Raw genomic sequence first — 21,840 nt, 5'->3', positions numbered from 1 at the left:
GGCTGCAAAAGTCCGCCTCGTCGGGCCGGTGTTACTTGCCTTCCAGCGCGGCGATGGCGGCGGCGACGCCGGCGCCATAGGCCGGATCGGCCTGGGTGCAGTTGTAGATGTGACGTTCCTGCACCGGCTTCGACACGCCATGGATCGCGCGCGCGGTGTTTTCAAACAGCAGCTTCTTCTTCTCGTCGGTCAGCAGGCGGAACAGATTGCCCGGCTGCGAGTAGTAGTCGGTGTCCACCCGGTGGTTCCAGTGGTCGGCGGCGCCTTCCAGCGACAGCGGCGGTTCCTTGAACTGCGGGCTTTCCTGCCATTCGCCGCGGCTGTTCGGCTCATACGGCGTCTGGCCGCCGCCGTTCGGCGTGATGCGCATGGCGCCGTCGCGGTGGTAGCTGTGGAACGGGCACTTCGGCGCGTTGACCGGAATCTGGTGGTGGTTCACGCCCAGGCGGTAGCGGGCCGCGTCGCCGTACGAGAACAGGCGCGATTGCAGCATCTTGTCCGGCGAGAAGCCCACGCCCGGCACCACATTGGCCGGCGAGAAGGCCGACTGCTCGACTTCAGCGAAGTAGTTTTCCGGATTGCGGTTCAGCTCCAGGATGCCGACGTCGATCAGCGGGTAGTCGCCCTTCGGCCACACCTTGGTCAGGTCGAACGGGTGGTACGGCACTTTGGAGGCGTCGGCTTCCGGCATGATCTGCACCGCCAGTTTCCAGCGCGGGAATTCCTTGCGCTCGATGGCGTCGAACAGGTCGCGCTGCGAGCTTTCGCGGTCGACGCCCACCAGCGCGGCCGCCTCGGCGTCGCTCAGGTTCTCGATGCCTTGCTGCGAGACGAAGTGGAACTTGACCCAGAAGCGCTCATTGGCGGCGTTGATGAACGAGTAGGTGTGGCTGCCGAAACCGTGCATGTGGCGGTAGCCCTTCGGAATGCCGCGGTCGCTCATGACGATGGTGACCTGGTGCAGCGCTTCCGGCAGCAGGGTCCAGAAGTCCCAGTTGTTTTCGGCGCTGCGCAGGTTGGTCTTCGGGTCGCGCTTGACCACGTGGTTCAGGTCGGGGAACTTGAGCGGGTCGCGGAAGAAGAACACCGGCGTGTTGTTGCCGACCACGTCCCAGTTGCCTTGCTCGGTGTAGAACTTGACTGCGAAGCCGCGGATGTCGCGCTCGGCGTCGGCCGCGCCGCGTTCACCGGCCACGGTGGAGAAGCGCATGAAGATGTCGGTTTGCTTGCCGACTTCCGAGAACAGCGCGGCGCGCGTATACTTGCTGATGTCGTGCGTGACGGTGAAGGTGCCGTGGGCGCCGGAGCCCTTGGCGTGCATGCGGCGCTCCGGTATCACTTCGCGTGCAAAGTGCGCCAGCTTTTCCAGGTGCCATACATCCTGCAGCAGAACCGGGCCGCGCGGGCCGGCGGTCTGGGTGTTTTGATTGTCGACGACGGGGGCGCCGGCAGCGGTAGTGAGATTTTTCATTGAAACTTCCTTCGCCTGAATGGGATGAATGGAAACTTCCAGCATAACGACTACAGCTTGTTTGCGCCGCTCTCTTTAGGGAGAGGACGCCTGGGGCAAACGCAGCAACTGCGCCTGCGCCAGATTCGGATACAGCGGGGGACTGAGCACGTGCGACACGGTGCGCGCCACCATCGCGCACGCCATCAGGCTCAGCACCATGGCGTGGCCGTCGACCATTTCCATGACGATGATGAAGGAGGTCAGCGGCGCCTGCGTCGCCGCCGCCAGGAAGCCCACCATGCCCAGCGCGATCAGCGCGGCGGCGTGCGGATAGTGCAGCAGCAGCGCGATATCGTTGCCGAGCGCGGCGCCGATCGCCAGCGACGGCGCGAAGATCCCGGCCGGCACGCCGGACCACGCGGTCAGCCAGGTGGCGATGAATTTGAGGAAGAAGAAAATGCCCGGCTCATGCTCGGCGCCGGCCAGCATCTCGCGCGTGTGGTCGGAGCTGCTGCCGAACACGGCGCCGCCCGAATACAGGCCGATGGCCGCCACCGCCAGCCCGCAGCCGGCGGCAAACAGCACCGGCTTGCGCAGCCGCGCGCGGCTGAACCAGTCGCGCGGCGGGCCGCTCAGCGACGCCAGCAGCAGGCGCGAGAACAGGCCGCCGGCCAGGCCGCTGGCCAGCGCCACGATCAGGCCCGGCACGATCAGCGCGGTGTCGATGCCGGTGGCGTGAATCAGGCCGAAGTACGTGCCGTTGCCGTTGATCGATACGCCCATCAGCCCGGCCAGCACGATGGCCGCCATCAGCAGGCCGCTGCGGCGCTGCTCCGGCGTGCGCGACAGCTCCTCGATGGCGAACATGATGCCGCCCAGCGGCGTGTTGAAGGCGGCGGCGATGCCGGCCGCGCCGCCGGCCACCAGCAGGCCGTGCGCGCTGACGCCGCTGCGCTCCGGCAGCCAGCGGCGCGCCGTCAGCATGACGCCGGCCGCCACCTGCACCGACGGGCCTTCGCGCCCCAGCGACAGCCCGGCCAGCAGACCCCAGGTGGTCAGCAGCACCTTGGCGATGCTGAGCCTGAGCGACACGAACAAGCCTTGCTTGTCCGGCGCGGTGACCGGTTCCAGCGCCGCCATCACTTGCGGAATGCCGGAGCCGCCGGCGCCGGCCGCGTAACGCCGCGTCATCCAGACGATGGCGGCGGTGCACAGCGGCGTCCACAGCAGCGGCGACCACCAGACCGCCTGGTACATGCTGAAGAACCGCGCAAACGCGTATTCCGATACCGCGCTGAAGCCAACCACGGCCAGCCCGGCCAGCGCGGCAAAGGCCACCACCAGCACCCGCGCGCGCCACACGCGCCAGTCGCTGAATTCTTTGCGGAAGGTGTTGCGGATGTCGTGCGCAGGCTTCATGGGCTGGTCGGAAAATGAAAAACGCCCGGCTGTGGGGGCCGGGCGTTGTATCTTACATCAGTTTACTTAAGCGATTATTTGCTTGGGTAGACGATGTCGTCACGACGGTCGTGCGCGCGGGCCGCGTCGTCGGTGCCGGTGGTTTTTTCCTTGCCGTAGCTGATGGCTTCCATCTGGCTGTCTTTCACGCCTTGTACTTTCAGGGCGGTGATCAGGGCTTGAGCGCGCTTCTGGCCCAGGGCCAGGTTGTACTCGGCGCCGCCGCGGTCGTCGGTGTTGCCTTCGACTTTGATCGAGACGTTCGGGTTGGCGGCCAGGAACTTGGCGTGGTCGGCAACCAGGGCGTCGAATTCCGGCTTGACGGTGTACTTGTCGAAGTCGAAGTAGACGCTACGGTTTTTGTAGATCGAGCTGTTTGGGTCCAGGTAGGCTGGCAGCGGTGCTGGTGCAGGCGCCGGTGCTGGGGCGGCCACTGGCGCCGGCGCTGGTGCCGGAGCAGGGGCTGGCGCCGGTGCTGGCGCAGGGGCTGGTGCTGGGGTCGAGCAAGCGCTCAGCAGAGCGATGGTGCAGGCTGCCAGCAGGATATTGGTTTTAGCTTTCATCGAAATACTCCCGATTTAGTTTTGTTGGAGGGACATGGTGTGTGAGGCTGTTCCGCAGCCCGCGACCAGTATTATATAAGGGTTTCCCTTGGAAATATTGGTCTCTTGCATTATTTTTTCATCCAAGCTAAAAATGGCGTGATATCCATATTGCTTTCGATATACCAGGCGCGGCGCGCGATATCGAACTTGGCGCCCAGCGCCTTGACCTGATCCTTGTCCTGGAAACCGGCGGTCAGGTAATGACGCGTGACCGGCGCGGCCACCGAGGCTCGCTCGTTGCGCGCATTGCGTTCCAAGGCAGCCTCGGCCGCTGCTGAAGATTTGGGCAGTCGCATCTGCGCCAGGAAGCTGCTGCGGGCCGCCGCGTCGGCCGGCGACACCAGCGTCAGCCGCGCGCGGGCGCGGGTCGCCGCCACATAGAACAGATTTTCCTCTTCGCGCCGCGGCTGCGAAGGGTGGGGGAATTCCCCTTCCTCCAGGAAGGGCAGGATGACGTGTTCAAATTCCTTGCCCTTGGCGTTGCCGGCGCATTCGATCAGCACCGACTTGCGGTCGCGCTTGCGGCGGATGAAGGCTTCGCGCGCGTTGACCGCGTTCCAGAACTCGCGCAGGCTTTGCCCGGACGCGGCCGCCGCAGCCAGCAGGCTGGCGATCGACTTGTTGATGACGCCGGCGTCGTAGGCGCGCACGAAGATGCGGCGCGCGGTGGCGGCCAGTTGCACCCGCTCGCACAATTCGGTCAGCACGGCGGCGGCCGGCGCGCCGGTGTCGACCGTCGCCAGCCAGGCCAGCGCGTCGATCACGGCGCGCTTGGTGGCGGCGCTGGCAACGTCGCGGTAGCCCGGTTCGACGCCGTCGCGGCGCTCGTCCTCGATCAGGAACAGCTCGCCCAGCAGGTCCGGGCTTTTGAGGATCTGCTGCTTGAAGTTGTCCATGCTGCGGGCGGAGAACCGCATTTCGCTGAAGGCCACCAGCGCGTCGACGATGGCCACGCGCACCTGCTCGGACTTGACGGTGGCGAAATCGCGCAGGGCAATGGCCAGCAGGCCGCGCAGGAACAGGATCTCGTCGCGCTGCAGATAGCCGGCCATGGGCGGCGTGCGGTAGTCGATGTCGGCCTCGATCAGCGCGTTCTCGATGGCCATCGACTGGTGGCGGTCGCGCAGCAGGATGGCGCAGCCGTCGTAGCTGTGGCCGTCCGCCTTCCACTGGCGCACGGCGGCCACCACGCGCTGGGCGCAGTCGGCGGCGTCAGCGTAGTGGGCGTGCTGCAGCTCGGTGCGCAGCGGCAGCGCCGATTCCACGCGTTTTTGCTTGAACTCGGCCATGGCATAGGCCAGGTGCGGGCCGTGGCGCCAGGTCTGCGTCAGCGGATAGCGCGCCAGCTTGGGGAAGCGCTCGGCGAAGCGGCGGTTGAGGAACTCGTCGCTGGCGCCCAGCTTGGCGAAGATCACCTGGTCCTTGTCGCCGGCGCCGACGAAGAAGCATTGCGGGCGGTCGATCAGCGCCTCCAGGATGCGGAATGAGGCCTCGTTGAGGTCGTGCAGCTCGTCGCACAGCACCAGCCGGTAGTCGTGGAACTGTTCGGCCAGGCGGGCGCCGCCGTGCAGATTGCAGGCCAGGTCGTAGCTGGCGTCGAACGGGCCGCGGAACACCGCGCCGGCGCCGCCGTCCAGCCGCATGGCCTCGTATTCCAGCGTGATCAGGTAGTCGGTCAGCGGCACGCCCAGCAGCTCGGCGGCCTCCTCGTGGCCGAGGAATTCGACGTCGGCGTCCAGCGCCATCGTGGCCTTGAGGTTCTGCTGCACCTCCAGGAACTGGCTCAGCGCCAGGCTGTGGGTGTGCAGCTCCAGGCCGTCGACGCGGCCGGCGTAGCGCTCGCCGGTGCGGTCGATGGCGTGCAGCGCGTGGTCTTTCAGTGCGCGCAGGTCGCGGCACTGGCGCACGTCGTCGTTGTCGGCCAGGTCCATCATCCAGGCCGCGAAGTCCTCGAAGGTCAGCACCGCCACGCGCTCGGCCAGCGTCTGCGGCACGCCCACCTCCAGCAGGCGGCGGCGCAGCACCTCGCGCGCTTCCGGGGTGAAGGTCAGCGCCAGGATCTGTTCCGGCGCCAGCTTGCGCGCCAGCGCCTCGCCGATGCGCAGCGCCAGCGTGGTGGTCTTGGCGGCGCCGGCGTTGGCGTCCACCAGCACCACCTTGTTCTGCGCCAGCTGGATGGCGGTCTGTTCAGCGGTGGGGATCAGGCCTTGCGGCGTGAAGCGGGGTGGATTGGTCGGGTTCATCCCCTACATTATAGCGACCGGCAGCCGCAAGCTGGGGGCGCCGATGGCGGCCGGCGCGCCGGCCGGCGTCAGGCGCGCGGTGGCGCCCTCGATGAACTGGGCGCTGAACACGCGCCGCTCGGTGCCGGTATCGTGCTGGTCGATGCGCGCGCACAGCAGCTCGGCCGCCGCCGCCGCCATTTTGGGCAGCGGCTGGCGCAGCGTGGTCAGGTTGTAGCTGATCCAGTTGGACGGCTCGACCGCGTCGAAGCCGGCCACCGACAGCTGGCCCGGCACGTCCAGTCCCAGTTCGTGGCGCGCGTAGTCGAGGCAGCCGATGGCCATGACGTCGCTGCCGCAGATGATGGCGTCCGGCACGCTGCCCAGCTGGGCGATGATGGCCTTCAGGCCGAGCGCGCCGCTGCGGTAATCATAGGCGCCCGGCACCACCACCGGCGCCGGCAGGCCCAGCTCGGCGATGCGCTCGCAGGCGCCGCGCTGGCGTTCGCTGGCCACGCTGTAGTCGTCGTTGCCGGCGATGATGCCGAACTGGCGGTGGCCGGCGGCGGCCAGGCGCGAGGCCAGCATGCGGCCCGACTCCAGGTGGTCGCAGGTGACGGTGTTGACCGTATGGTCGCGCAACTGGCGGTTGAACAGCACCACCGGCATGCGGCGGCGGTCGAATTCGGCGATGTGGCTTGGCGACAGGCGGGCGGCGGCAATCACGCCGTCCACCTGGTATTGCCAGATGTCGGCCAGCACGCGGTCGACGTCGGCCTCGCGCTGCAGCGTGAACAGCAGCACGCGCTTGCCGCGCGCGGTCATCTGCTGGCTGACCTCGGCTAGCAGCTCCGGGTAATACAGATTGGCCTGACTGGTGATGATCAGCGCCACCATGTGCGAACGGCGGGTGATCAGGCTGCGCGCGGCGGCGTTGGGAATGTAATCCAGCAGCGCGGCCGCCTTCATCACCAGCGCGTAGGTGCCGCGCGACACACTGGCGCCCGGCTTGAAGCAACGCGATACGGCCGATTGCGATACCCCGGCCAGTTGCGCCACATCATAGGACGTCACGCGGCGGTTCTCGGCGGCGATCGCGGCCTTCAGCGCGCCGGCCTCATCCTCAACTGTCAGCTTCGATTTGCTCATCGTGAAAAGCGGTGGATTGTTCTTTTGTTGGTTTTTTATTAGTTAAACGAGCATAATTAAAAAATTACCGACTGGCAATAAATATCGCATTTCTGCAAAGAAATATCTTCTCACTTGTGGCTAGGGTGCAATGTTTGCCGCGCCCCGGCTTTATCTGATAAAATCCCGCCCCTTTACCTGAACGGAAAGGGCAAGATGGCCATTGCTTGCGGTGTTGACTTCGGCACGTCCAATTCGACGGTGGGCTGGGTGCGTCCCGGCCATCCGGTGATGCTGGGACTGGAGGATGGCAAAGCCACCTTGCCGTCGGTGGTCTTCTTCAACGCGGACGACGACGAGGTCAGGTACGGGCGCGCGGCGCTGGCCGACTACCTGGCCGGCTACGAGGGACGCCTGATGCGCTCGATGAAGAGCCTGCTCGGCACCAGCCTGATCGACGGCCAGACCGAGGTCGGCGGGCGGGCGCTGCCGTTCCGCATGCTGCTGGCGCAGTTCATCGGCGAGCTGAAAAAGCGCGCCGAGCGCGCCGCCGGCCGCGAGTTCACGTCGGCCGTGTTCGGCCGCCCGGTCCACTTTATCGACGACAGCCGCGAGAACGACCAGCTGGCCGAGGACACGCTGGCCGAGGTCGCCCGTTCGGTCGGCTTCAAGGACATCGCCTTCCAGTTCGAGCCGATTGCCGCCGCGTTCGACTATGAGTCGCAGATCGAGCGCGAGGAACTGGTGCTGATCGCCGACATCGGCGGCGGCACCTCGGACTTTTCGCTGGTGCGCCTGTCGCCCGAGCGCGCCAAACAGGCCGAGCGGCGCGACGACATCCTGGCCAATGGCGGCGTGCACATCGGCGGCACCGACTTCGATAAATACCTGAGCTTGTCGGCTATCATGCCGCTGCTCGGTTATGGCAGCCGCCTGCGCAACAACAGCGAGGTACCGTCCAGCTACTTCTTCAACCTGGCCACCTGGCACACCATCAACCAGGTCTACACCAAGAAGATGTGGACCCAGCTGGCCGACCTGATCCGCGACGCCGCCGAGCAGGAAAAGCTGCAGCGGCTGCAGCGCCTGATCGACGAGCGCGCCGGCCACTGGCTGGCGATGAAAGCGGAAGAGGGCAAGATCGCGCTGTCTTCCGCCGAGCAGGTGCGGCTGGACCTGGACCGGCTGGCGCCGCCGGTGCTGCTGGACCTGCGCCGCGAGCAGTTCGACGGCGCCATCGAGCAACTGGTGGGCTCGGTCGAAACCACGGTGCAGCAGTTGCTGCGCGACGCCGGCGTCACGCCGGCGCAGGTGGACACGGTGTTCTTCACCGGCGGCTCCAGCGGCGTGCGCAAGCTGCGCGAGCGCATCGGCGCGGTGGTGCCGTCGGCGCGCAAGGTCGAAGGCGACCTGTTCGGCAGCATCGGCGCCGGCCTGGCGCTGGACGCGGTCCGCAAGTTCGGCGCGTAAGCCATGCTCGACCAACCAATCGTCATGCTGGACTTTGAAACCACCGGGCTGTCGCCGGCGATGGGCGACCGCATCACCGAGGTGGCGGCGCTGCGCATTGTCGGCGGCGAGGTGGTGGAGCGTTACGTGTCGCTGGTCAATTGCGGTGTGCGCATTCCGTCCTTCATCACCGGCCTCACCGGCATCACCCAGGCCATGGTGGACAGCGCGCCGCCGGCCGACGAAGTGGTGCCGCGCCTGCTGGACTTCATCGGCGCCGACGCGCTGTCCGCCCACAACGCCAGCTTCGACGAAAAATTCCTGCGCGCCGAGGCCGAACGGCTGGCGCTGGCGCCGCGCCACGCGTCGCTGGTGTGCTCGCTCAAGCTGTCGCGCCGCGTGTTTCCGGCGTTGGGCAGCTACAAGCTGGGCCAGCTGTCCGGCGCGCTCGGCATCCGCTTCCGCAGCGCCGCCCACCGGGCCGAGGCCGACGCCGAGGTGGCGGCGCAGGTGCTGATCCATATCGGCAGCCACTTGCGCGCCGCCTACGGCATCCGCCAGATCGACCCGGATCTGTTCGTCGCCGTCAACAAGCTGGCGGCGGCCAAAGTACCACAATTCCTGCAAAAACGCGGCCAGCCCGTTTGACCGTCGTCAAACCCTCGCCGGGGACGCGTTTTACACTTTAATCAACAATGTTGTCATGTTGGTCAGAGGTGTATCGTGAAAAAACAGTGCACGGCCAAGGAGGGGTACGACGTTTTCCGGTGGTTCCTGGACGCCGCCGAGCGCGGCAACGCCTATGCACAATTCAACCTCGGCCGCATCTACAAGGCCGGCGACGGCGTCGCGCGCGACGAGGCCAAGGCGTTCGAATGGATGAGCAAGGCCGCCGCCCAGGGGCTGGCCTACGCCCAGAACCAGCTGGGCGCCATGTACTACTACGGCCGCGGCGTCGAGCAAGACGATGAGCAGGCGGTCCACTGGTTCCGCCGCGCCGCCCGCCAGGGCGACGCTTCCGCCCAGCAGAACCTGGGGCAGATGTACCGCAAGGGGCGCGGCGTGCCGCACAGCGACGACATCGCGCTGGCCTGTTTTTGCCGCGCCGCCGAGCAGGGCCTGGCCAGCGCGCAGACGCTGGTGGGCGAGGCCTATTGCCACGGCTGGGGCGTGGCGCGCAACTATCCGATGGCGCTGGCCTGGTTTCGCAAGGCCGCGCTGCAGAACGACGCCAACGCCCAGCTGCACCTGGGCCTGATGTACAAGCACGCGCGCGGCGTCGCGCGCAGCGAGGCGCAGGCGGTGGCCTGGTTCCGCCAGGCCGCCGCGCAGGAAGACCCGGTGGCCCAGCGGCTGGTGGGCGTGGCCTACGCCGAGGGGCTGGGCGTGGCGCGCGATCCGCGCCGCGCGTTCGCCTGGCTGCTGCGCGCGGCCGAGCAGGAGGACGCCGACGCCCAGTTCAACCTGGGCGTAATGCTGGCCAACGGCCGCGGCGTTGAGCGCGACGATGAAACCGCCTTTACCTGGTACCACCGCGCCGCCAAGGCCGGCCACGCGCTGGCGCAGTACAACCTCGGCGGCCTGTATGCGCGCGGGCGCGGCGTCGGCCGCGACGAAAAGATGGCGCTGGAATGGTATCGCCGCGCGGCCGAGCAGGGCACGCCGCACGCGCAGTTCAATGTCGCCGTCATGTACGCCAACGGCCACGGCGTGGCCAAGGACGACGTGCTGGCCGCCGCCTGGTACCGCAGCGCGGCCGAGCAGGGCGACGCCAGCGCCCAGAACAACCTCGGCGTCATGTACGCCAACGGCCTCGGTGTTGATCGCGACGACGTCCAGGCGGTCGACTGGTACGGCCGCGCCGCCGAGCAGGGCCACGCGCTGGCGCAGTTCAACCTGGGCGGCATGTACGGCAGCGGGCGCGGCGTCGAGCGCGATCCGGCGCAGTCCTTCATGTGGCTGACCTTGGCGGCGCAGGCCGGCGATGTGGCGGCCGTCAGCAACCGCCGCCGCATGTCGCTGGCGATGTCGCCGCAGACCATCGAGGCGGCGCGGGAGCTGGTGCGCAAGTGGCGCGACGCCCGTCCCGCGCCGTGCCGCGCGCCGCGCAAGCGGGCGGTCGAGTAGCCTCAGCCGGCGGCCGGCGCCGAGGCGGCAGCGGCGGCCGGCGCGCGGCGGTCGAGGAACAGGCTGTTGCCGTGGATCTTCTTGGCCTGTTTCTTCGAATCGGCGGCGGCGGTGGCGATCTGGTGGTGGGTGTAGTACTGGCGCGGCTCGACGCGGATCGCCCCGATCGACAGGCTCATCAACGAATAAAACACTTTCTTGCCCTGGCGGTCTTCGCTGATATAGCCGCCCCGTTCGCGGTCCTCGTTGCTGTAGAAATTCAGCACGTGATGCGCGAACTCGTCCAGCACCGCCTGGCAGCGCCGCTCCCAATCCTCGCTCTGGAACAGCACCATGAAATCGTCGCCGCCGATGTGGCCGACGAAATCGCGGTCGGGGTCGCAGTACGCGGTCAGGATGTTGCCGGTCAGCTGGATGACGTCGTCGCCCCGGCGGTAGCCGTAGACATCGTTGAACGGTTTGAAATGGTCGAGGTCGAAGTAGCAGACCCAGAACCGCGTGCCGCTTTCCAGCAGGCGGTCGATGTGCTCGGTGATCGGCACGTTGCCGGGCAGCTGCGTCAGCGGATTGGCGTAGCGCGCCGCGTGGATCTGCATCTGCGTGATCTCGCGCATCAGGTCGTGGCCGGTGCCCATGCCGAGGTAGCGGCCGTGCTCGGTGATCATGAAGCCGTTGAACAGGTGGTGCGCGTCGGCCTCGGCCATGCGGCGGCTGAGTTCCTGCAAGCTGGTGTTGCGGTCGGCGATCAGCGGCTTGCGGTCCATGAACTGCCTGCACGATTTTTTACCGTACAGCTCGCGCTCGTAGGGGCGGGCGAAGTGCTCGATCATGTCGAAGCGGTTGATCAGGCCCTGCGGCTGGCCGTCGTCCACCACCGGGATGATCATCAGCTTGGGATTTTGCTGGAAAATTTCATATACATCGTTGTTGTTCATGCTGGACGGCACCGCCGGCACCGCCTGCAGCAGCTTGTGGATGCTGGCGTTGTGCTGGTCCTGGCGGCGCTGCGGGTAGACCGCCACGCCGTTGCGCGACAGCGCCTTGACCACCTCGGCTGGCGCGGCGCGCGCCGGTACCGGGTGCGGCCGGCCCAGGTGATAGCCCTGGCCGCAGGCGACGCCGACGTCGCGCAGCACCAGCAGCTCGGCCTGGGTCTCGATGCCCTCGGCGATGACCCGGGTGTTGGATTTTTCGGCGATCTCCTGGATCGAGCGCACGAACTGCAGCTTCACCGGGTCATGATTGATGCCCTGGATGAAGTGCATGTCGATCTTGACGTACTCCGGCCGCAGCTCTGACCACAGGCGCAGGCTGGAAAAGCCCTCGCCGAGGTCGTCGATAGCGATCTGGAAGCCCATGGTGCGGTAGTGCAGCACCGCTTCGCGCATCAGGTCGTAGTCATAGGTCGGCTGGTTTTCGGTCAGCTCGATGATGACGCGCTCCGGGTTGATGCCGATCTGGTGGATCACTTCCAGCGTCTCGCCATGGCGGGCGTCGCGCTGCAACAGGCATTCCGGGCTGACGTTGAGGAACAGCTTGCCGGGCAGCTGCAACTCGGCAAAGCGCTCCAGCACCACCTTGCGGCACAGGTGCTCGACCTGCACCGTGAGGCCGTTGGCGCGCGCCGCCTGGAACAGATTGATCGGCGAATGCAACGGTGAATCGGACGGACCGCGTATCAAACCCTCATAGGCGATGATTTCGCCGGTCGGCATGTGTACAATCGGTTGGAACAGCGCACTGAGCTGCTTGCGCGCCAGGATGTCGTGCAAATGCGCGCGCAGCACGGCCGCCTCGTTGTCGTCGTCGCGGGGCTTCAGGTAGGTGACGCTGGCTGGGAGGGCGGAATTCACGATGAATCGGGTGCCAAATATCGGTTTAACTGTACGATCTTAAAGGGCATTTGTGACCGGAAGATGAATTTTGGAAACAAATTTTGCGGCACATACGGTAAACTGGGGCAATCGCCAAGGGGAGCAGGGTCTTTATGCAGTATCGTCACATCGTTTTTTGCCTGAGTTTGATGGGCGCCACGCATGCCGGCGCCACCGGGGTCGCGGTCCAGGTGCAGGATGCCACTGGCAAGGCGCTACCCGATACCGTGATCTATATCGAGCCAGAGAGCGGCGCGGCGCCCGCCCGGCCGGCTTCGGCGGTGATCGAACAGAAGGGCCTGAAGTTCCTGCCGCTGGTGACCGTGGTGCAGACCGGCGCCACCATCAATTTCCCCAACAACGACAAGGTCCGTCACCATATCTACTCGTTCTCGCCGGCGCACAAGTTCGACCAGAAGCTGTATTCCGGCCAGGCCGCCTCGCCGCAGGTGTTCGACAAGGCCGGCACCGTGGTCCTGGGCTGCAACATCCATGACAAGATGATCGCCTACGTCAAGGTGGTCGACACGCCGTATTTCGCCAAGACCGACGGCGCCGGCGCCGCCCGCATCGAGCTGCCGGCCGGCGGCAAGTACGTGGTCAAGGCCTGGCACTACAACACCGTGGGCGGCGCCACGCCCGAGCAGACGCTGACGGTGAAAGCCGGCGACCTGGCCACCACCGTGTTCAAGCTGCCGATGAAACCCATCGTGGCCGAAGACGCCGCGCTTTAAAAGGATGGCCTGAGCATGCACTTGCGTTTCCGCAGCCTCGAAAGCCGTATCGTCACCCTGTTCCTGGTGCTGATCGTCGCGGTGCAAGTGGTGGGCCTGCTGGTGATCCAGCGCGGCATCGACAACAACGCGCGCCTGGCCATCGCCAGCGAACTGGGTAACGGCGCCAAGGTGTTCCACCGCCTGCTGGAGCAGAACGCGCAAAGCCTGCTGGCCGGCGCGCGGCTGCTGGCGCGCGACACCGCCTTCGTCGCCGCCATCGGCAACAACGACGAAAGCGACCGCGCCACCATCGAGTCGGCGCTGGTCAACCATGGCCGTCGCATCAAGGCCTCGCTGACCATGCTGATCGGCGATGACCGCAAGATCAGCGCCGCCACCAATCCGGCGCAGGCGGCGGGGCTGGAGAAGATCGCCCTGTCGATGCTGGACGCGGCGGAATCGGCGGGCGGCGCCAGCGGCATCGGCATCGTCGACCGCCGGCCGTTCCAGATCGTCGCCGTGCCGGTCAAGGCGCCGATCACGATCGGCTGGATTGTAATGACCTTCCCGATCGACCGCCAGCTGGCCACCGACATGCGCGAGGTCAGCTCGCTGCACACCACGGTGCTGACCCGCGACACGCAGGGCAAATGGCTGTCGGCCGGCTCCACCTTTGTGGGGCCGTCGGCGCAGGACGTGGTGGAGCAGTTGCAGGCCATGGGCGCCAAGGCGCCCGCCGGCCCATTCGACCTGACGGTGGAAACCTCGCAGTACAGCGCGCGCCTGATCTCCATCGGCGACGACAACGGCCATTCCGCCAGCGTGCTGCTGGCGCGCTCGATCGACGAGGCCACCGCCGAATACCGCCGGCTGGAGCGCTGGCTGATCGGCCTGACGCTGGCCGGCATCGTGGTCTCGATGCTGGCCATCATATTCACCGCCAAGCGCATCACGCAGCCCATCGGCCAGCTGGTCACCACCGCCAAGCGGCTGGAGGAGGGCGACTACAAGGTGTCCATCGACAGCACGCGCGAGGACGAAATCGGCCAGCTGGCGCACGCCTTCGACGCCATGCGCGAGGGGATCGCCAAGCGCGAACAGGAAATCCGCCGTCTGGCGTACTGGGACACGCTCACCAACCTGCCGAACCGCGCGCAGTTCGTGCTGCTGCTGAACGACGCCCTGCTGGAGGCGCGCCGCCGCGAGGAATGCCTGTTCGTGCTGATGATGGACCTGGACCGCTTCAAGCACGTCAACGACGTCATGGGCCACAGCTTTGGCGACGCGCTGCTGCGCCAGGTGGCCGGCCGCCTGCAACTGCTGCTGGCCAACCGGCGCCAGTCGTCGGCGCAGGTGGCGCGCCTGGGCGGCGACGAATTCGCCGTGCTGCTGCCGGCCGCGAACACCGACGCCGCGCAGATGATGGCGGCCGAAATCCTGCAGGCGCTGGAAACGCCGCTGTCGCTGGAGGACCAGATGGTCGACATTGGGGCGGGCCTGGGCATCGCCGCCTATCCGGAGCATGCGGACGACGGCGAGACGTTGCTGAGCATGGCCGAAGTGGCGATGTACACCGCCAAGCAGCGCAACGACGGCGCCGTGCTGTACGACGCGGCGATGGACAAGTCCAGCGCCAAGAGCCTGTCGCTGCTGACGGAGCTGCGCAACGCGGTCGAGCGCAACGAGTTCCGCCTGCACGTGCAGCCGAAGATCTCGCTGGAAAGCGGCAAGGTGGTGGGCATGGAGGCGCTGGTGCGCTGGGTGCATCCGGAGCGCGGCAACGTCTTCCCCGACGAGTTCATTCCGTTCGCCGAACAGACCGGCTTTATCCGCGTGCTGACGCGCTGGGTGATGGAGCGTTCGGCGGAGCTGTGCCGCGAGCTGTCGCTCAAGGGCCATCACCTGAAGGTATCGGTCAACCTGTCCACGCGCGACCTGCTGGACCAGGACCTGCCGGCCAAGTTTGCCGACCTGCTGGCGCGCCACAAGCTGACGCCTGGCTCGTTCTGCCTGGAGATCACCGAGAGCGCCATCATGGACGACCCGGTGCGTGCGCAGAACACGCTGGAGCGCCTGAGCGCCATGGGCCTGGACCTGTCGATCGACGATTTCGGCACCGGTTATTCCTCGCTGGCCTACCTCAAGCGGCTGCCGGTGAATGAACTGAAGATCGACAAATCCTTCGTGCTGAACATGGAGAAGGACGAAGGCGATACCAAGATCGTGCGCTCCACCATCGACCTGGGTCACAACATGGGGCTGCGCGTGGTGGCCGAGGGCATCGAGAGCGAGGCGGTGTGGCGCCTGCTGGCGGCGCTGGGCTGCGACCAGGGCCAGGGCTATTTCATGAGCCGCCCCATCCCCGGCGACCAGATGATCGCCTGGCTGGAGAAGTGGCGCGCGCCGATCGCCATCGCCGCGCCGGAGGATAGCGAGGCGGCTGTCGATAGCTGATTTGCATTTCATTCCTCTAAAACTGCAGTACGTCGCATTATTTCGCGGCGGCGCGCGCCGCGGCGTTAAGCTGGCCAGATCGCAATCGTTCCGGGAGCATGCATGAACCGTTTGTTTGCCGTCTTGATCGCCGCCTTGTGCGGACACGCCGCCGCCGCTGATTTCTCCCCCGCCAGTTTCAAGCTGCAGAACGGCCAGCCCAGCCAGTTGCTGGTGCTCGGCACCGCCCATCTGTCGCAGCTGCCCAAATCGTTCGACCCCGCCAATCTGGGCGCCTTGCTCGACCTGCTGGCCAACTGGCAGCCGAAAGCCATCGCCATCGAAGCGCTGTCCGGCCCCCAGTGCGACTACATGCGCCGTTATCCCGGGCGCTACGACGACACCATCAAGACCTATTGCTTCGACGTCGCGCCGGCCCGCGCCGCCACCGGGCTGGATGTGCCGGCCGCCACCGACCAGACCGAGCGCATGCTGGCCACGTGGCCGGCCGCGCCAACGCCGGCCCAGCGCCGCAAGCTGGCATCGCTGTTCCTGGCGGGCGGCGAACCCGCGTCGGCCGTGGTGCAGTGGCTACGGCTGCCGGCCGAAGAGCGCCGTGCCGGCGATGGCATCGATGATCGCCTGGCGGCGCTGCTGGAAGACCTGCGCCAGAAGCGCAACGAAGACTACCTGATCGCCGTGCCGGTGGCGGTGCGCGGCGGCCTGGAACGCGTTTACTCGATGGACGACCACACCTCCGACGCGCCCTTGCCGGCGGCCGATGAAAAAGCCTACGGCGAAGCCGTCATGAAGGCCTGGGACAACCGCTACACCGCCGAACGCAAACAGGTTTCCGCCGCGCTGGAGGCCCGGCTGGACACGCCGGCCGGCGTGCTGGCCATGTACCGCGCCTACAATGCGCGCGGGCAGGGCGAGCTGGTCTACCGCAGCGACTTCGGCGCCGCGCTGGAGGAACCGTCGCCGCAGCGCTTCGGCCGCAACTACGTCGACTCGTGGGAGACGCGCAACCTGCGCATGGCGTCCAACATCCGCGAGGTGATGGCGGCGCAGCCGGGTATGCGCACGCTGGTCATCGTCGGCGCGTCCCACAAAGGTTATCTGGACGCCTATCTGAACCAGATGCACGACGTCAGCATCGTCAACACCGAGGCGCTTCTACGGGCCCAATAAACCCGCTATGATCGATAGCACATTCTTTGACTACATGGACCCACGAATGAATCAATTGAAGAAAGCGGCCGTTGCCGCCGCAGTCCTGGTCGCGCAAGGCGCCATGGCGCAGACCTGCAATGTCGCCGGTGGCGGCCTGGCGTACCCGGTCACCGCTACCGTGGACCAGCAGGACAATTACCATGGCACCGTCATCGCCGATCCATACCGCTGGCTGGAAGACGCCAACAGCGCGCAAACCCGGGACTGGGTGGTGGCGCAGAACAAGCTGACGCAAAGCTACCTGTCGCAGATTCCCGCCCGCGAAGCGATCAAGGAGCGTCTGACCAGGCTGTGGAACTTCGAGCGCTTCAGCGTGCCGTTCAAGGAAGGCGGCCGCTATTTCTACAGCCGTAACGACGGCCTGCAGAATCAGTCAGTGCTGTACACCATGAAGACGCTGGCCGACGTGCCGCGCCTGCTGCTCGATCCGAACACCTTGGCCGCCGACGGCACCGTGGCGCTGGCCGGCCTGGCCGTGAGCCCGGACGGCAAATACCTCGCTTACAGCACCGCCGCCTCCGGCTCCGACTGGAACGAGATCAAGGTGCGCGACATCGACAGCGGCAAGGACGTGGAAGATCACATCAAGTGGGTCAAGTTCTCGCGCACCGCCTGGCTGAGCGACGGCTCCGGCTTCTTCTACAGCCGCTACGACGAGCCGAAGGAAGCCACCAAGCTGGCCGACGTCAACTACTTCCAGAAGCTGTACTTCCACAAACTGGGCACGCCGCAAAGCGCGGACGTGCTGGTGTACGATCGTCCCGACCACAAGGACTGGGGCTTTGGCGGCGAGGTGACCGAAGATGGTCGCTACCTGATCATCAACGCCTCGCAGGGCACCGAGAACAAGAACCGCGTGTTCTACAAGGATCTGAGCAAGAAGGACAGCAAGGTAGTCGGCCTGCTGGAGGAGTTTGACGCGGCTTATGACTTCATCGGCAACGACGGCCCGGTATTCCTGTTCCGCACCGAGCGCAATGCGCCGCGCGGCCGCATCGTCAGCATCGACACCCGCAAGCCGGGCGTGTTGAACTGGAAGCAGATCGTCCCGGAAAGCAGCAACACCATGGTGTCGGCTTCGCTGGTCAACAACCAGCTGCTGGTGGATTATTTGAGCGACGCCCATAGCCTGGTCAAGGTCTACGACCTGAAAGGCAAGGCGCTGCACGACGTCGAGCTGCCGGGCCTGGGCACCGCCGGTGGCTTCAGCGGCAAGCGCGGCGACACCGAAACCTTCTACTCCTACACCAGCTTCACCACGCCCAGCACCATCTACCGCTACGATTTGAAGACCAACAAGAGCAGCGTGTACCGGCAGCCGAAAGTGGACTTCGACCCGACCGCGTTTGAAACCCGCCAGGAGTTCTACACCTCGCGCGACGGCACCAAGGTGCCGATGTTCATCGTCTCGAAGAAGGGCCTGAAGCTGGACGGCAGCAATCCGACCTATTTGTATGGCTACGGCGGCTTCAATATCTCGCTGACGCCGGCGTTCTCGGTGGCCAACCTGGCCTGGCTGGAAATGGGCGGCGTCTACGTGGTGGCCAACCTGCGCGGCGGCGGCGAGTACGGCGAATCGTGGCACGCGGCCGGCACCAAGCTGCAGAAGCAAAACGTCTTCGACGACTTTATCGGCGCCGCCGAATGGCTGATACAGCACAAGGTGACGTCGCCGGCCAAGCTGTCGATCGGCGGCGGCAGCAACGGCGGCCTGCTGGTGGGCGCGACGATGACCCAGCGTCCCGACCTGTTCGCGGCGGCGCTACCGCAAGTGGGTGTACTGGACATGCTGCGCTTCCACAAATTCACCATCGGCTGGGCATGGACCTCGGACTACGGCTCGTCCGACAATCCGGACGAGTTCAAGGCGCTGCTCAAGTATTCGCCGCTGCACAACCTGAAGAAGGGCGCTTGCTACCCGGCCACCATGATCACCACTGCCGACCATGACGACCGCGTCGTGCCGGCCCACAGCTTCAAGTTCGCCGCCACCGCGCAAGCCGACCAGGCACCGGGCGGCGCGCCGATCCTGATCCGCATCGAGAGCAAGGCCGGCCACGGCGCCGGCAAGCCGACCACCAAGCAGATCGAGGAAGTGGCGGACCGCTGGGGCTTCCTGGCCCGTGCGCTGCACATGGAGGGCGGCGAAGTCCAGGCGGCCGGCAGCAATGCCGCCGGCGCCGGCGCTTCGGCAGCGTCACAGCGCTGACGTTTCTTTCCCGGCGCGGCGAGCACCGGTGGTCAACGGTGGATGACCACCAGCAGCGCCTTCGCCTCGGTCTTGCCGTGATTGCGGATGATGTGTTGCTGGTCGCCCGGGTAGCGCGCGGTGCTGCCCAGTTTGACCTTCTTCTTGTCGTTGCCGACTTCCACCTCCACCGAGCCGTGTAACAGCGTCAGGTGCTCCTGCGCGCCGGGATCGTGGCCTTGCGAGGCCAGCTCACCGCCCGGCGCCAGCGTCAATTCATACCACTCGTATTTGCTGGCCAGTTCCAGCGGCCCGAGGATGCGCAGCACGTAGCCGGCGTGGTGGCCGGGCAGGGTGGGCGTTTCGTGGGCATCGATCACGCGGATGGTTTCCGTCTCACGCTCGGCGGTGGCCAGCAGTTCGCCGATCTGCACACCCAGCGCATTGGCCAGCCGCCAGGTGATGGCGATGGTCGGATTCGCCTTCTCGCGTTCTATTTGTGACAACATTGACTTGGAGACGCCGGCAATGCGTGACAGGTCTTCCAGCGTCAGGCCGCGCGCCAGGCGCAGGCGCTGCAGGGCGGCGCCTACTTCAGGAGGGGTATTGGACGAAACAATTGTGTTCATTATAGTGGTTGCGGAGTTCACTGGCACTCTATAAAATTCAATATATCGAATTTGAATTCGAAATAGCGAATTTTGCATAAGATAGCGGAATCGTATCACACACAAGGACCATCATGAGCAATCCACAAGACACCTTCTACAGCGGCCTCCAGCAAACCCTGGATCAACTGCGCGACCAGGGCCTGTACAAGCCGGAACGCGTGCTGGCCTCCCGCCAGGGCGCGGAAGTGATGAGCGAGGATGGTCGTACGCTGATCAATATGTGCGCCAATAACTATCTCGGCCTGTCGGGCCAGGAGTGGGTGGCGCAGGCCTCCATCGACGCCACCGAAAAGTACGGCTACGGTCTGTCCTCGGTGCGCTTCATCTGCGGCACCCAGACGGTGCACAAGCAACTGGAGCAGGCCATCTCGAAGTTCCTCGGCACCGAGGACACGATTCTGTACGCAGCCGCCTTCGACGCCAACGGCGGCGTGTTCGAGCCGCTGTTCGACGAGAACGACGCCATCATCTCCGATGCGCTGAACCACGCCTCCATCATCGACGGCATCCGCCTGTGCAAGGCCGCGCGCTTCCGCTACGCCCACAACGACATGGCCGACCTGGAAAGGCAGCTGCAGGCCGCGGCCGACAAGCGCCACAAGATCATCGTCACCGACGGCGTGTTCTCGATGGACGGCACCATCGCGCAGCTGGACAAGATCGTCGAACTGGCGGAGAAATACGGCGCGCTGGTGATGATCGACGAATGCCACGCCTCCGGCTTCATGGGCAAGACCGGCCGCGGCACGCACGAGCACCACAACGTCATCGGCAAGATCGACATCATCACCGGCACGCTGGGCAAGGCCCTGGGCGGCGCCATGGGCGGCTTCACCTCCGGCCGCAAGGAAGTGATCGAGATGCTGCGCCAGAAATCGCGTCCCTACCTGTTCTCCAACACGCTGGCACCGTCCATCGCCGGCGCCTCGCTGGCGGTGCTGGAGCGCCTGTCGTCGTCGACCGAGCTGCGCGACCGCCTGCATGAAAACACCGCTTACTTCCGCCAGGAGATCGAGCGTATCGGCTTTACCATCAAGCCGGGCACGCACCCGGTGGTGCCGGTGATGCTGTTCGACGCGCCGGTGGCGCAGAAATTCGCCGCGCGCATGTATGAACTGGGCGTGCTGCTGAGCGGCTTCTTCTACCCGGTGGTGCCGATGGGCCAGGCGCGCGTGCGCGTCCAGCTCTCCGCCGCGCACACCCGCGCACAGCTGGACACCGTGCTCAAGGCATTTGAACAGGCCGGCCGCGAACTGGGCCTGCTGAAGAACTAAGACGGACCTCGTCAGGAACCAAGAAATGGAACAACAAAAAATCCTCGTCATCGGCGCCAATGGCCAGATCGGCAGCGAACTGGTGGAAGCACTGGCGGCGCAGCACGGCGCGCAGAACGTCATCGCCAGCGATGTCTCGCCCACCAACCTGTATAACGCGGCGCGCTACACCACGCTGAATGTGCTGGACAAGCAGGCGCTGGCCGCGCTGGTCACGGAAGAGGGCATCACCCAGGTGTACCAGCTGGCGGCCATGCTGTCGGCCACCGGCGAAGCGGCGCCGCTCAAGGCCTGGACCCTGAACATGGACGGCCTGCTGAACATCCTCGAAGTGGCGCGCGAGCGCGGCGCCATCGGCAAGCCGCTCAAGGTGTTCTGGCCATCGTCTATCGCCGCCTTCGGCCCGAATACACCGCAAGCCGCCACGCCGCAGTTGACCGTGATGGACCCGACCACCATCTACGGCATCAGCAAGCTGGCCGGCGAGCGCTTGTGCGAATACTACTTCCTGAAGTACGGCGTGGACGTGCGTTCGATCCGCTACCCGGGCATCATCAGCTTCAAGTCGCCGCCAGGCGGCGGCACCACCGATTACGCCATCGCGATCTTCCACTCGGCGCTGCGCGGCGAACGCTATGAATGCTTCCTCGGCCCCAAAACCACGCTGCCGATGATCTACATGCCGGATGCAATCCGCGCCACCATCGAGTTGATGGACGCGCCGGCGGAGCTGGTGAAAGTGCGTTCCTCCTACAACGTGGCCGGCGTGTCGTTCAATCCGGAAGAACTGGCGGAAGCCATCGCCCGCAAGGTGCCGGACTTTAAAATCGCCTACAAGCCGGACAGCCGCCAGGCCATCGCCGACTCCTGGCCGCAAAGCCTGGACGACAGCGCCGCCAGCGCCGACTGGGGCTGGAAAGCGCGCATCGGCGTGGATGAAATGGTCGACAGCATGCTGGCGAATATCGACGTCAGCCTGGGCAAGGCCGCCTGAGAGCGCGCCGCCCGC

The 21,840-nt window shown here is 65.9% G+C and carries 16 protein-coding genes; 9 read left to right on the top strand and 7 right to left on the bottom strand.

What is annotated here, in order from left to right:
- Positions 1 to 31: 31 nt before the first annotated feature.
- The 5 genes from FHW58_RS07305 to FHW58_RS07285 all read right to left on the bottom strand — a co-directional run bounded on the left by FHW58_RS07305 (position 32) and on the right by FHW58_RS07285 (position 6,887).
- The gene (locus FHW58_RS07305) at positions 32 to 1,471 is read right to left on the bottom strand and encodes a catalase (RefSeq protein ID WP_179672384.1); all 1,440 of its coding nucleotides are present in this window, start codon (positions 1,469 to 1,471) and stop codon (positions 32 to 34) included.
- Between the two features lie 75 nt (positions 1,472 to 1,546).
- Entirely contained in the window at positions 1,547 to 2,872 is a 1,326-nt protein-coding gene (locus tag FHW58_RS07300; protein ID WP_179672383.1) for a chloride channel protein, read from the bottom strand.
- 74 nt (positions 2,873 to 2,946) lie between these two features.
- Entirely contained in the window at positions 2,947 to 3,474 is a 528-nt protein-coding gene (locus FHW58_RS07295; RefSeq protein ID WP_179672382.1) for an OmpA family protein, read from the bottom strand.
- 110 nt (positions 3,475 to 3,584) lie between these two features.
- The gene (locus FHW58_RS07290; RefSeq protein ID WP_179672381.1) at positions 3,585 to 5,759 is read right to left on the bottom strand and encodes a UvrD-helicase domain-containing protein; all 2,175 of its coding nucleotides are present in this window, start codon (positions 5,757 to 5,759) and stop codon (positions 3,585 to 3,587) included.
- A 3-nt stretch (positions 5,760 to 5,762) separates the two neighbouring features.
- The gene (locus tag FHW58_RS07285) at positions 5,763 to 6,887 is read right to left on the bottom strand and encodes a LacI family DNA-binding transcriptional regulator (protein WP_179672380.1); all 1,125 of its coding nucleotides are present in this window, start codon (positions 6,885 to 6,887) and stop codon (positions 5,763 to 5,765) included.
- Positions 6,888 to 7,082: 195 nt separating this feature from the next.
- Between FHW58_RS07285 and FHW58_RS07280 the strand changes: the two genes are divergently transcribed.
- From FHW58_RS07280 to FHW58_RS07270, 3 genes are all read left to right on the top strand, one after another.
- The gene (locus FHW58_RS07280) at positions 7,083 to 8,336 is read left to right on the top strand and encodes an Hsp70 family protein (protein WP_179672379.1); all 1,254 of its coding nucleotides are present in this window, start codon (positions 7,083 to 7,085) and stop codon (positions 8,334 to 8,336) included.
- A 3-nt stretch (positions 8,337 to 8,339) separates the two neighbouring features.
- On the top strand, positions 8,340 to 8,963 hold the full coding sequence (locus FHW58_RS07275) for a PolC-type DNA polymerase III (RefSeq protein ID WP_179672378.1): 624 nt from the start codon (positions 8,340 to 8,342) through the stop codon (positions 8,961 to 8,963).
- A 75-nt stretch (positions 8,964 to 9,038) separates the two neighbouring features.
- On the top strand, positions 9,039 to 10,442 hold the full coding sequence (locus FHW58_RS07270; protein WP_179672377.1) for an SEL1-like repeat protein: 1,404 nt from the start codon (positions 9,039 to 9,041) through the stop codon (positions 10,440 to 10,442).
- 2 nt (positions 10,443 to 10,444) lie between these two features.
- Here the strand turns inward: FHW58_RS07270 and FHW58_RS07265 are convergent, their stop codons facing one another.
- Complete coding sequence (locus FHW58_RS07265) at positions 10,445 to 12,262, bottom strand: GGDEF domain-containing protein (protein WP_218892720.1); 1,818 nt, start codon at positions 12,260 to 12,262, stop codon at positions 10,445 to 10,447.
- Positions 12,263 to 12,429: 167 nt separating this feature from the next.
- Here FHW58_RS07265 and FHW58_RS07260 point away from each other — a divergent pair, with 167 nt between their 5' ends.
- From FHW58_RS07260 to FHW58_RS07245, 4 genes are all read left to right on the top strand, one after another.
- On the top strand, positions 12,430 to 13,050 hold the full coding sequence (locus FHW58_RS07260) for a methylamine utilization protein (protein ID WP_179672375.1): 621 nt from the start codon (positions 12,430 to 12,432) through the stop codon (positions 13,048 to 13,050).
- A gap of 15 nt (positions 13,051 to 13,065) precedes the next feature.
- Positions 13,066 to 15,486, top strand: a complete 2,421-nt coding sequence (locus tag FHW58_RS07255) for a bifunctional diguanylate cyclase/phosphodiesterase (RefSeq protein WP_179672374.1) — start codon at positions 13,066 to 13,068, stop codon at positions 15,484 to 15,486.
- 102 nt (positions 15,487 to 15,588) lie between these two features.
- The gene (locus tag FHW58_RS07250) at positions 15,589 to 16,656 is read left to right on the top strand and encodes a DUF5694 domain-containing protein (protein WP_179672373.1); all 1,068 of its coding nucleotides are present in this window, start codon (positions 15,589 to 15,591) and stop codon (positions 16,654 to 16,656) included.
- A gap of 46 nt (positions 16,657 to 16,702) precedes the next feature.
- Entirely contained in the window at positions 16,703 to 18,907 is a 2,205-nt protein-coding gene (locus tag FHW58_RS07245) for a prolyl oligopeptidase family protein (RefSeq protein WP_179672372.1), read from the top strand.
- Positions 18,908 to 18,939: 32 nt separating this feature from the next.
- Here FHW58_RS07245 and FHW58_RS07240 read toward each other — a convergent pair whose 3' ends face one another.
- Entirely contained in the window at positions 18,940 to 19,515 is a 576-nt protein-coding gene (locus FHW58_RS07240; protein WP_179672371.1) for a helix-turn-helix domain-containing protein, read from the bottom strand.
- 113 nt (positions 19,516 to 19,628) lie between these two features.
- Between FHW58_RS07240 and kbl the strand changes: the two genes are divergently transcribed.
- Both kbl and FHW58_RS07230 read left to right on the top strand, forming a co-directional pair.
- Positions 19,629 to 20,831: a glycine C-acetyltransferase gene (gene kbl / locus FHW58_RS07235; protein WP_179672370.1), complete on the top strand. Its 1,203-nt coding sequence runs from the start codon at positions 19,629 to 19,631 to the stop codon at positions 20,829 to 20,831.
- Positions 20,832 to 20,856: 25 nt separating this feature from the next.
- Complete coding sequence (locus FHW58_RS07230; protein WP_179672369.1) at positions 20,857 to 21,825, top strand: NAD-dependent epimerase/dehydratase family protein; 969 nt, start codon at positions 20,857 to 20,859, stop codon at positions 21,823 to 21,825.
- Positions 21,826 to 21,840: the final 15 nt, after the last annotated feature.

Source organism: Duganella sp. 1224, from assembly GCF_013408245.1.
Taxonomy (GTDB): domain Bacteria; phylum Pseudomonadota; class Gammaproteobacteria; order Burkholderiales; family Burkholderiaceae_D; genus Rugamonas.
Note: the sequence above shows the minus strand (reverse complement) of the source record. Positions and strands in the feature narration are given on the sequence as shown.

What these genes read in the sequence shown, in the direction of transcription:
- FHW58_RS07305 (WP_179672384.1), bottom strand. Translation starts at nt 1,471, where the DNA reads ATGAAAAATCTCACTACCGCTGCCGGCGCCCCCGTCGTCGACAATCAA.
- FHW58_RS07300 (WP_179672383.1), bottom strand. Translation starts at nt 2,872, where the DNA reads ATGAAGCCTGCGCACGACATCCGCAACACCTTCCGCAAAGAATTCAGC.
- FHW58_RS07295 (WP_179672382.1), bottom strand. Translation starts at nt 3,474, where the DNA reads ATGAAAGCTAAAACCAATATCCTGCTGGCAGCCTGCACCATCGCTCTG.
- FHW58_RS07290 (WP_179672381.1), bottom strand. Translation starts at nt 5,759, where the DNA reads ATGAACCCGACCAATCCACCCCGCTTCACGCCGCAAGGCCTGATCCCC.
- FHW58_RS07285 (WP_179672380.1), bottom strand. Translation starts at nt 6,887, where the DNA reads ATGAGCAAATCGAAGCTGACAGTTGAGGATGAGGCCGGCGCGCTGAAG.
- FHW58_RS07280 (WP_179672379.1), top strand. Translation starts at nt 7,083, where the DNA reads ATGGCCATTGCTTGCGGTGTTGACTTCGGCACGTCCAATTCGACGGTG.
- FHW58_RS07275 (WP_179672378.1), top strand. Translation starts at nt 8,340, where the DNA reads ATGCTCGACCAACCAATCGTCATGCTGGACTTTGAAACCACCGGGCTG.
- FHW58_RS07260 (WP_179672375.1), top strand. Translation starts at nt 12,430, where the DNA reads ATGCAGTATCGTCACATCGTTTTTTGCCTGAGTTTGATGGGCGCCACG.
- FHW58_RS07255 (WP_179672374.1), top strand. Translation starts at nt 13,066, where the DNA reads ATGCACTTGCGTTTCCGCAGCCTCGAAAGCCGTATCGTCACCCTGTTC.
- FHW58_RS07250 (WP_179672373.1), top strand. Translation starts at nt 15,589, where the DNA reads ATGAACCGTTTGTTTGCCGTCTTGATCGCCGCCTTGTGCGGACACGCC.
- FHW58_RS07245 (WP_179672372.1), top strand. Translation starts at nt 16,703, where the DNA reads ATGAATCAATTGAAGAAAGCGGCCGTTGCCGCCGCAGTCCTGGTCGCG.
- FHW58_RS07240 (WP_179672371.1), bottom strand. Translation starts at nt 19,515, where the DNA reads ATGAACACAATTGTTTCGTCCAATACCCCTCCTGAAGTAGGCGCCGCC.
- kbl (WP_179672370.1), top strand. Translation starts at nt 19,629, where the DNA reads ATGAGCAATCCACAAGACACCTTCTACAGCGGCCTCCAGCAAACCCTG.
- FHW58_RS07230 (WP_179672369.1), top strand. Translation starts at nt 20,857, where the DNA reads ATGGAACAACAAAAAATCCTCGTCATCGGCGCCAATGGCCAGATCGGC.